The following is an 8,383-nucleotide window of genomic DNA, read 5'->3' as shown; positions in this document are numbered from 1 at the left end:
GCCCTGACGCGCGCCGCGCCGCCGACGCTGGGCGAGGCGCTCGACGCCGCCGGACGCGTGGGGGCCATCGCCAGCATCGACCTGAAACCCGCGGACGGCGAGACCACGGTCGATCTGGCGCGAGCGGTGATCGATCAGGTCCGCCAGTCGCGGGCCGGAAACCGGGTGATCCTGATCACCTATAATGACGCCGATGCGCGGGCGGTGGCGGCCATGGCACCGGAGATGATGATCTCAGCCGGGCTAAGCGGTGTGGAGGATCTGAGTGGGCTGGACCCGGCGCAGATCCTAGCCTGGACCGGCACGCGCGAGGAGCGTCCGGCGCTGTGGCGCGCCCTGCGCGAGGCCGGCGTCGAGGTTCAGTTCGGCACCCTGGGCGCCGAGGGCGTGCGCCGCGACGACCGCTACGCCGCCGACGGGGACGTTTCGGAATACCGCGATCTGGTGCGCCAGGGCGTCACCGTGATCGCCACCGACACGCCGCTGACCGTCAAGTCGGTGCTGGGCGCCGAGGTGGCCAAGGCCGCGACGTGCGCGCGGCCGCGCTGATCTGAGCCTTAGAAGACCTTGCGACCGCCCACCCAAGTTCCGATCAGCTTGCCCTGAAGTCGGCGGCCGTCGAACGGGGAGTTCTTGGATTTGGAGTGAAGGGCGTCGGCGTCGATGATGACCGGCGCGCCGACGTCGAACAGGATGACGTCGGCAGGGGCGCCCTCGGCCAGGACGCCCGCGTCGAGGCCGAGCAGGGCGGCGGGCCCCTGGGTCAGGGGACGAAGCACGTCGAGCAGGTCCAGACCGTCTTCGTGATGCAGGGTCAGGGCGGCTGGCAGCAGGGTCTCCAAGCCGATCGCGCCGGGCGCGGCCTCGGCGAACGGGCGGCGCTTGTCCTCGGCGGGGGCGGGTGCGTGGGCGGAGGTGATGACGTCGATCAGGCCCTCCCGCACAGCCTCGATCAGGGCCTGGCGGTCGGCTTCGGAGCGCAGCGGCGGGTCCAGCCGGTAGAAGGTGCGGTAATCGCCGATGTCCACCTCGTTGAAGCACAGGTGGTTGATCGAGACGCTGACGGCGACCTCCAGCCCCTTGGCGCGGGCGCGGGCCAGGGTGTCCAAGGCGCCCTCGGTCGAAATCTGATCCACCAGGAACCGCGCGCCGGTCTGTTCGACCAGAGCCAGATCGCGCTCCAGCCCGATCCGCTCGGCGATGGCGGGGCTGCCGGACAGGCCCAGGCGCGTCGCCAGTTCGCCCGAGGCGGCGACCGCGCCTTCCGTCAGCCAGGGGTCGGCCGGGCGGCACGCGATCAGGGCGTTGAAGGCGGCGGCGTAGCTCATCACACGTTGCAGGGTGCGGCTGTTGACGATGACCTTGTCGCCGTCGGTGAAATACAGGGCGCCCGCCTCGTCCATCAGACCGATCTCGGCCATGCGCTGACCGTCCAGGGCCTTGGTCGCGGCGCCGGCGGCGCGGACGTTGACCAGGTTCAGCGCCGCGCCGCGCCGCTGGATGAAGTCGATCATCGCCGGGTCGTCGACCGCGGGGTCGGTGTCGGGCTGGACCACGATGGTGGTCACGCCCCCAGCGGCGGCGGCCAGGCTGGCGGACTTCAGCGTCTCTTTCGGTTCAGCGCCGGGTTCGCCGGTCTTGACCCGGATGTCGATCAGGCCGGGCGCGAGGCACAGACCGTCAGCGTCGATGATCTGATCCGCCGCCAGGTCCGGCGTCGGGCCATGGATCACGCGGCTGATGCGGCCGTCCTGAATCAGCAGGCCGCCGGGGCCGTCGTAGTCGGACGCGGGGTCAAGCAGACGGGCGTTGATGATGGCGACGGTGGTCATCGGGCGTCTCCCCAACGAGCGGAGAGGGAGGCCAGCACGGCCATGCGGGCGGCGACGCCCATCTCGACCTGATCCTGGATCAGAGACACGTCCAGGTCGTCGGCCACGTCGGAATCGATCTCGACGCCGCGGTTCATGGGCCCGGGGTGCATGACCCGGGCGCCGGGATTGGCCCAGGCCAGCTTCTCGCGATCCAGGCCCCAGAAGCGGAAATATTCGCGGGTCGAGGGGACCAGGGCGCCGGCCATCCGCTCCAGTTGAAGCCGAAGCATCATGACCACGTCGCAGCCCTTCAGACCTTCGCGCATGTCATGGAAGACCTCGCAGCCCCAGCGGTCCGCGTCGCCGGGCACCAGGGTCGGCGGGCCGATCAGGCGGACGCGCGCCCCCATCATCTGCAACAGGGCGACGTTGGAGCGCGCCACGCGGCTGTGAGTGATGTCGCCACAGATGGCGACGGTCAGGCTGGTCACATCGCCGAATGCGCGGCGCATGGACAGCAGATCCAGCAGAGCCTGGGTCGGGTGTTCGTGGCGGCCGTCACCGGCGTTGACGACGGCGCAGCCGACCTTCTGGCTCAGCAGTTCGGCCGCGCCCGAGGCCGAATGACGGATGACCAGGATGTCGGGCTTCATGGCGTTCAGGGTGACCGCCGTGTCGATCAGGGTTTCGCCCTTCTTCACGGAGGAGGCGGCGACCGGCATGGTGACGACGTCTGCGCCCAGCCGCTTGGCGGCGATTTCGAAGGAGGAGGAGGTGCGGGTCGAGTTCTCGAAGAACAGGTTCACGACCGTGCGCCCGTGCAGCAGGTCCAGGGCCTTGGACGACTGGCGATTGAAGTCGACGAAGGCGTCGCCCAGATCCAGCAACTGTGGGGTCACATACGGATCGAGGTCCGACGCGGCCAGGAAGTGCGGTTTGGGGAACGGAACCAGCCGGTCGCGGATGGTCTGATCGGTGACTTGAGCGGGCTGGGTCATCGAGACGCGGCTATAGGCGGGAGTCGCTCCCATTGCCAGTGTGCGGCGCCAGTCAGGTGAAGTGGAACAGGGCAAGAAGGATAGGAATGACCACGGCGCTGCCCACGGTGGTCAGGGCGATGACGCCGGCGATCAGGGGCGCATCGCCGCCCATCTGACGCGCCAGGATGTAGGAGGCGGCCGAGCCGGGCGCGGCGCCGCAGATCAGGGCGATGCCCTGCGCGAGGCTGTCGCCGCCCAAAGCCCAGGCGATGAACCACATCAGCGGCGGCATGATCCCGAGTTTGACCAGGCTGACAGCGGCGATGGTGGTGCGGCGGCGTTTGACTTCGGCGAAGGACAGACCCGCCCCGGCGACGATCAGGCCCAAGGGCAGGGCGGCGGCGCCCAGCAGGTCCATCGCATCCGACAGGCCAGGGATCAACGGCACGCGCAACAGATTAAGCGCCAGGCCGATCAGGCAGGCCAGCAGGATCGGATTGGCCAGCATCGACTTGATCAGGCCGATCACCGACGGCTCGCGGCGCAGCGACCCCCATTTCGCCAGCACGGCGACGCAGGCGATGTTGGTGACGGGAATGATGAAGGCGATGGCGACGGCGGCCAGCGCCGTGCCTTCCGAGCCATAGACCGACTGGATCACCGGCACGAAGACGAAGCTGTTCCAGCGGATCACGCCCTGAAAGACGCTGGTGTAGGCCGGGCCGTCCAGGGTGATCAGGGGCTTCGACGCCAGGGTTGCCGCCGCCACGATCAGGGTCGCGCCCACCGCCGCTGCGCCTGCTACGGTCGCCCCGCCGCCGGCGAGGTCGGCGTGCCAGATCGCGGGGATCAGGAAGCTGGGGTAGAAGATGTTGATCGACAGCTTCTCGATCGGCCGCCAGGCCTCGTCGGGCAGGAAGCCGGACTTTCTGAGGCCGTAGCCCAGGGCGATCATCAGAAAGACCGGCAGGACGCCGGCGATCAGGGCCGTCAAACCCAAGTCGCCTGATCCCGGACCCGGTCCAGCGCCCCTTGCAGGATCCAGGCGGCGGCCGTGCGGTCCACGACCTGGGCGCGGCGTTTGCGGTTCAGGTCCAGATCCTCGATCAGGAAGCGCTCGACGGCGCTAGTGGACAAGCGCTCGTCCCAGAAGGCGATGTTGACGGGCCGCAGCCGCTCCAGATTGCGGGCGAAGGCGCGGCACGACTGGGCGCGCGGGCCTTCCGTGCCGTCCATGTTGGCGGGCAGGCCGATGACCAGGGCCGAAACCTTGCGATGCGCCATCAGTTTGAACAGGTGTTCGGCCTCCTGCGTGAACTTTGACTTGCGGATCAGCTCCAGCGGCGAGGCGATCAGGCGGGTGGAATCCGACACGGCGACGCCGATGGTCTTCTCGCCCAGATCCAACCCCATCCACGGCGTGTCGGGCGCGCAGGCGGCGGGCAGGTCGAGGAGGTCGAGGACGGGCACGGCCTGCGGTTAGGACTGGCGGGCGGGGAAGTCAAAGGCGATGGTGACGACGATCGACAGGAAGGACGATAACATGCGCATAGTGACAGCGGCGATGACGGCTTTTGGGCTGATGTTGAGTGGTTGCGGACAATCCGACACGCCGGCCAAGACTGAAACCGCACAGGATACCCAGATCGCGGCAGCCGCGCCGACGCCGAGCCCGATCACGCGCACGGCCCCGTCCCCGACCGGCAAGCCGGTCGGGCCTGCTGAACGGCGCACGGCCGCTGCACGCGAGGCGATCGGCACGGCGGCCGACGTGTCGCAGTTGGAGGCCCTGCCGGATCAGAACGCCAAGGTCTTCAGCCTGTCGGGCGGCGATCCGGCGGTGAATGGTCTGGTGAGCTATTTCGCCCTGTTCGGCGGTTCGGCCGAGGGCTGGCGCGCCTATCCACTGGGCGACTACGCCGAATGGAAGGTCGTCGAGGCGAAGGCCGGGCGTGTAGTGCTGTCGGTGCGTCAGGACACGGCGGGGCCGAACGGCGACATCGAGAAGGTGGAGCGCACGGTGCAGATCGACTTCCCCCGGAGCGGCGAGACGCCGCCGGACGCGGTGTCCGTCAGCACCTCGGAGTGACATCGCGCCTGACGACGGGCGGCTGATCCTTGTGAATCCCAAAGCGGGCGGCTAATCCGACCGCTTCGTTTTCATTTGTGTGTTGGAGGGCCGCATGGCCATCGACGCTGCGACGGTGCGCAAGGTTGCGCATCTCGCCCGCATCAAGACCCCCGAGGACCGGCTGGAGCCGCTGGCGCAGGAGCTGAACGGCATCCTGGCCTGGATCGAGCAGTTGGATCAGGTGGATGTCGAAGGCGTGGAGCCGATGACCTCGAACGTCGCCCAGCCGCTACGCCTGCGCGACGACGTCGTCACCGACGGCGCCAAGGTCGATGCGGTCCTGTCGAATGCGCCCAAGTCGGCGGACGGCTTCTTCGTCGTGCCCAAGGTGGTCGAATAGTCATGAGCGACCTGACCAAACTGACCCTGAAGGGCGCCGTCGACGGACTGAAGGCCAAGGACTTCACCTCGGCCGAAATCACCCAGGCCTTCCTGACTACTATCGAGGCCTCGAACCCGACGCTGAACGCCTATGTCGAGGTGACGGCGGACAAGGCCATGGACATGGCGCGCGCGTCCGACGCCCGCATCGCCTCCGGCGAGGGCGGGGCGCTGGAAGGCGCGCCGTTGGGGATCAAGGACCTGTTCTGCACCGAGGGCGTGCAGACGACGGCAGGTTCCAACATGCTGCGCGGCTTTGTCCCCCCCTATGAATCGACCGTCACCGCCAATCTGTGGCGCGACGGGGCGGTCATGCTGGGCAAGCTGAACATGGACGAGTTCGCCATGGGCTCGTCCAACGAGACCTCGGCCTTTGGTCCGGTCAAGAACCCGTGGAAATCGACCGGCTCGAACGCCGAACTGACGCCGGGCGGTTCGTCGGGCGGTTCGGCCTCGGCCGTCGCCGCGGACCTGTGCCTGGCCGCGACGGCGTCGGACACCGGCGGTTCGATCCGCCAGCCGGCCGCCTTCACCGGCACGGTCGGGATCAAGCCCACCTATGGCCGCGCCAGCCGCTTCGGCATGGTGGCCTTCGCCTCGTCGCTGGACCAGGCCGGGCCGATCACCAAGACGGTCGAGGACGCGGCCCTGCTGCTGCAATCCATGTGCTCGTTCGACGCCAAGGATTCGACCAGCCTGGACATCGCCACGCCTGACTGGACCCAGTCGGTCGGCAAGTCGGTCAAGGGGCTGCGTATCGGCGTGCCGCGTGAATATGTCGTGGACGGAATGCCGGCTGAGATTCAGGCCCTGTGGGATCAGGGCGTGGCTTGGCTGAAGGACGCCGGGTGCGAGATCGTCGAGATCAGCCTGCCGCACACCAAATACGCCCTGCCGACCTACTATATCGTGGCGCCGGCCGAGGCCTCGTCGAACCTGGCTCGCTACGACGGGATGCGGTTCGGGCACCGGGCGGAACAGTTCACCTCGCTGGACGACCTGTACGCCACCTCGCGCGCCGAGGGCTTCGGCAAGGAGGTCCAGCGTCGCCTGACCATCGGCGCCTATGTGCTGTCGGCTGGCTTCTACGACGCCTACTACGTCAAGGCGCTGAAAGTGCGTCGCCGCATCGCCGAGGACTTCGACAATGTCTGGGGCCAGGTGGACGCCATTTTGACGCCGTCGACGCCGTCGGCCGCCTTCGCGCTGGGCGACAAGCAGATCGACCCGCTGACCATGTATCTGAACGACGTCTTCACGGTGACGACCAATCTGGCCGGCCTGCCGGGCATTTCGGTGCCGGCGGGCGTGGACGCCGGCGGTCTGCCGCTGGGTCTGCAGGTCATCGGCAAGGCGCTGGACGAGGCGACGGTCTTCCAGGTCGGCGCCGCGCTGGAACGGGCGGCGGGCTTCACGGCCAAGCCGGGCAAGTGGTGGTGAGCATGAGCGACAATACCAAGACCATCAAAGGCCGCACCGGCGATTGGGAAATCGTCATGGGGCTGGAAATCCACGCCCAGGTGGCGTCGAAGGCCAAGCTGTTTTCCGGGGCCGCCGTCGGCTTCGGCGCGGGGCCGAACGAGCAGGTGTCGCTGGTCGATGCGGGCTTTCCCGGCATGTTGCCGACGCTGAACAAACACTGCGTCGAACAGGCGGTGAAGACGGGTCTGGGCCTGCGCGCGCAGATCAACAAACGTAGCCAGTTCGACCGCAAGAACTACTTCTATCCCGACCTGCCGACCGGCTATCAGATCAGCCAGCTCTATTACCCCATCGTGGGTGAAGGCGTGGTCGAGGTGGAGGCTGAGGACGGCAGCTTCTTCAACGTCGGCATCGAGCGGCTGCACCTGGAGCAGGACGCGGGCAAGCTGATCCACGACCTGTCGCCGACCGAAAGCTACGTCGACCTGAACCGGGCCGGCACGGCGCTGATGGAGATCGTCTCGCGTCCCGACCTGCGCACGCCGGATGAGGCGGTGGCCTATGTGAAGAAGATCCGGACCATCCTGATCTATCTGGGCACCTGCGACGGGGATATGGAGAAGGGCAATCTGCGGGCCGACGTGAACGTGTCGGTCTGCCGGGCCGGAAACTACGACAAGTTCAAGGAGACGGGCGACTTCGGCTATCTGGGGACGCGCTGCGAGATCAAGAACGTCAACAGCTTCCGCTTCATTTCTCAGGCGATCCAGTATGAGGCGCGCCGTCAGATCGAGATCCTGGAAGACGGCGGTTCGATCACTCAGGAGACGCGCCTGTACGACCCGACGGCTGGCGAGACGCGCTCGATGCGGTCCAAGGAAGAGGCGCAGGACTATCGCTACTTCCCCGATCCCGACCTGCTGCCGCTGGACCTGGAAGAGGCCTGGATCGCCGAGATCAAGGCGTCGCTGCCCGAGCTTCCGGACGACAAGCGCAAGCGCCTGATGGCCGACTATGGCCTGTCGCAATATGACGCCATCGTGCTGATCTCGGAACAGGCGAAGGCCGACTACTTCGAAGCCGCAGCCAAGGGTCGGGACGCCAAACTGGTCTCCAACTGGGTCACCAACGAGGTTTCGGCGCGCCTGGCCGCCGAGGGCAAGGACTTCAGCGAGAACCCGCTACCGGCGGCACATGTCGCGCAACTGGTGGAGTTGATCGAGACGAACATCATCTCGTCCAAGATCGCCAAGGAGGTCTTCGATCACGTCTGGAACGGCGAAGGCTCGCCGGCCGAGGTGGTCGAGAAGCATGGCCTGAAACAGGTCACCGACACCGGCGCCATCGAAAAGGCCGTGGACGAGATCATCGCCGCCAACCCGGACAAGGCGGCGGCCGTCGCCGAAAAGCCCCAGGCCATCGGCTGGTTCGTCGGTCAGGTCATGAAAGCCACGGGCGGCAAGGCCAATCCGGCGGCGGTCAACGACATCCTGAAGGCCAAGCTGGGCCTGTAAGGCGAGGCGTCGAACGAAAAGCAAAGGCCCTGCGGAGCGATCCGCAGGGCCTTTTCAACTTTAAGGCTCAGGCCGACGGCGGTACGGGCGGCGCCGGCGGTGCAGGGGGAGCCGGAGGCGCAGGCGGGACGGGGGCATCCG

Annotated in this window: 8 protein-coding genes and 1 pseudogene; 5 read left to right on the top strand and 4 right to left on the bottom strand. The window is 67.4% G+C overall.

What is annotated here, in order from left to right; all coding sequences use genetic code 11:
• A pseudogene (locus B3T77_RS03460) lies at window positions 1–549 on the top strand (glycerophosphodiester phosphodiesterase); the annotation flags it as partial.
• Between the two features lie 8 nt (window positions 550–557).
• On the opposite strand, the gene pyrC reads toward B3T77_RS03460, so the two are convergent.
• The 4 genes from pyrC to ruvX are packed head-to-tail and all read right to left on the bottom strand — an operon-like array spanning window position 558 to window position 4,264.
• A complete protein-coding gene (pyrC, locus tag B3T77_RS03455; protein ID WP_292077244.1) occupies window positions 558–1,832 on the bottom strand; it encodes a dihydroorotase in 1,275 nt (424 codons plus the stop codon).
• On the bottom strand, window positions 1,829–2,812 hold the full coding sequence (locus tag B3T77_RS03450) for an aspartate carbamoyltransferase catalytic subunit (protein WP_026108614.1): 984 nt from the start codon (window positions 2,810–2,812) through the stop codon (window positions 1,829–1,831). Before B3T77_RS03450 ends, pyrC begins: the two co-directional genes overlap by 4 nt.
• Before the next feature lie 52 nt (window positions 2,813–2,864).
• Window positions 2,865–3,794 carry an AEC family transporter gene (locus tag B3T77_RS03445; RefSeq protein WP_312185143.1) on the bottom strand — a complete coding sequence of 310 codons (930 nt, stop codon included), beginning with the start codon at window positions 3,792–3,794 and terminating at the stop codon, window positions 2,865–2,867.
• Window positions 3,785–4,264, bottom strand: a complete 480-nt coding sequence (ruvX, locus tag B3T77_RS03440) for a Holliday junction resolvase RuvX (RefSeq protein ID WP_292077240.1) — start codon at window positions 4,262–4,264, stop codon at window positions 3,785–3,787. Before ruvX ends, B3T77_RS03445 begins: the two co-directional genes overlap by 10 nt.
• A 73-nt stretch (window positions 4,265–4,337) precedes the next feature.
• Between ruvX and B3T77_RS03435 the strand changes: the two genes are divergently transcribed.
• From B3T77_RS03435 to gatB, 4 genes are all read left to right on the top strand, one after another.
• Window positions 4,338–4,883, top strand: coding sequence for a hypothetical protein (locus tag B3T77_RS03435; protein ID WP_292077238.1), 546 nt, complete (start codon window positions 4,338–4,340; stop codon window positions 4,881–4,883).
• A 94-nt stretch (window positions 4,884–4,977) separates the two neighbouring features.
• Window positions 4,978–5,265 (top strand): Asp-tRNA(Asn)/Glu-tRNA(Gln) amidotransferase subunit GatC, encoded by a 288-nt coding sequence (gene gatC, locus B3T77_RS03430; RefSeq protein WP_039247681.1) that lies wholly within the window; start codon window positions 4,978–4,980, stop codon window positions 5,263–5,265.
• Window positions 5,266–5,267: 2 nt separating this feature from the next.
• The gene (gatA, locus tag B3T77_RS03425; RefSeq protein ID WP_292077235.1) at window positions 5,268–6,746 is read left to right on the top strand and encodes an Asp-tRNA(Asn)/Glu-tRNA(Gln) amidotransferase subunit GatA; all 1,479 of its coding nucleotides are present in this window, start codon (window positions 5,268–5,270) and stop codon (window positions 6,744–6,746) included.
• 2 nt (window positions 6,747–6,748) lie between these two features.
• Complete coding sequence (gene gatB, locus B3T77_RS03420) at window positions 6,749–8,242, top strand: Asp-tRNA(Asn)/Glu-tRNA(Gln) amidotransferase subunit GatB (RefSeq protein WP_292077233.1); 1,494 nt, start codon at window positions 6,749–6,751, stop codon at window positions 8,240–8,242.
• Window positions 8,243–8,383 lie beyond the last annotated feature (141 nt).

Origin of the sequence: Brevundimonas sp. UBA7838, from assembly GCF_002500885.1 — a bacterium.
In the GTDB taxonomy this organism is placed as follows: domain Bacteria; phylum Pseudomonadota; class Alphaproteobacteria; order Caulobacterales; family Caulobacteraceae; genus Brevundimonas; species Brevundimonas vesicularis_C.
Note: the sequence above shows the minus strand (reverse complement) of the source record. Positions and strands in the feature narration are given on the sequence as shown.